Genomic DNA, 1,269 nt, shown 5'->3' on the forward strand with positions numbered 1-1,269 from the left:
GTTGATAGGCCGGATCTGGAAGCACCGCAAGGTGTGGAGGTGACCGGTACTAATAGGCCGAGGGCTTGTCCTCAGTTGCTCGCGTCCACTGTGTTAGTTCTGAGACAACGAACAGTTGTCGGCTTTCGAGCTGAACAGACAATTAAAGAGTGTGCTTGTTCGCTCGAAACCATTAGGGTTTCGGTGGTCATAGCGTAGGGGAAACGCCCGGTTACATTTCGAACCCGGAAGCTAAGCCTTACAGCGCCGATGGTACTGCAGGGGGGACCCTGTGGGAGAGTAGGACGCCGCCGAACAATCTTTGGAAAGGACCCCTGGTCCCCAGCGTTCAGCTGGGGACCAGGGGTCCTTTCGTTTTTCCAGGGCGCACCGGGTACCCGGCTGCGTGAGAATGACTTGTAGTGCCGAAGACAGGAGTCACCGATGTCCACCAACTCTCCCGACGACCGACCGGAGCGCGACCAGCGGCGACGGGACAGTGGGGACCGTGGTGACCGGAGCGGTCAGCGCGGCGACCGTGGGGGGTTCCGCCGCGACAGCCGTGGAGATGACCGCGGTGGGCAGCGCGGTGGCTTCCGTCGTGACGACCGTCGTGACGACAGCCGTGGCGGTGGCGGATACGGGCGTCGTGACGACCGTGACCGCGGGCCGCGTCGTGACGACCGGGGTGACCGTCCCTCGTTCCGCCGTGACGACCGCGGTGGCGATCGCCCCCCCTTCCGTCGTGACGACCGCGGTGACCGTCCCTCGTTCCGCCGTGACGACCGGAGCGGCGACCGTCCCCCCTTCCGCCGCGACGACCGAGGTGAGCGGGGTGGCTTCGGCCGGCGTGACGACAGCCGTGGAGATGACCGCGGTGGGCAGCGCGGTGGCTTCCGTCGTGACGACCGGCGGGATGACCGTCGTGACGACCGCCGTGACGACAGCCGTGGCGGTGGCGGATACGGGCGTCGTGACGACCGTGACCGCGGGCCGCGTCGTGACGACCGGGGTGGTGACCGTCCGTCGTTCCGGCGTGACGACCGTGGTGAGCGTGGTGACCGGGGTGATCGTCCCTCGTTCCGCCGCGATGACCGGGGTGGCGAGCGTCCGTCGTTCCGGCGTGACGACCGTGGTGAGCGTGGTGACCGGGGTGATCGTCCCTCGTTCCGCCGTGACGACCGGGGTGGCGAGCGTCCGTCGTTCCGGCGTGACGACCGTGGTGAGCGTGGTGACCGGGGTGATCGTCCCTCGTTCCGCCGCGATGACCGGGGTGGCGAGCGTCCGTCG

1 rRNA gene and 1 pseudogene are annotated in these 1,269 nt (G+C 67.5%); one reads left to right on the top strand and one right to left on the bottom strand.

From position 1 onward, the window contains the following. Positions 1 to 179: 179 nt before the first annotated feature. A 5S ribosomal RNA gene (rrf, locus tag ACH4NX_RS07250) occupies positions 180 to 296 on the top strand. A gap of 121 nt (positions 297 to 417) precedes the next feature. On the opposite strand, the pseudogene ACH4NX_RS07255 reads toward rrf, so the two are convergent. Further along, a pseudogene (locus tag ACH4NX_RS07255) lies at positions 418 to 1,269 on the bottom strand (hypothetical protein); the annotation flags it as partial.

The sequence above is a fragment of the Streptomyces sp. NPDC017225 genome (assembly GCF_044331465.1).
In the GTDB taxonomy this organism is placed as follows: domain Bacteria; phylum Actinomycetota; class Actinomycetes; order Streptomycetales; family Streptomycetaceae; genus Streptomyces.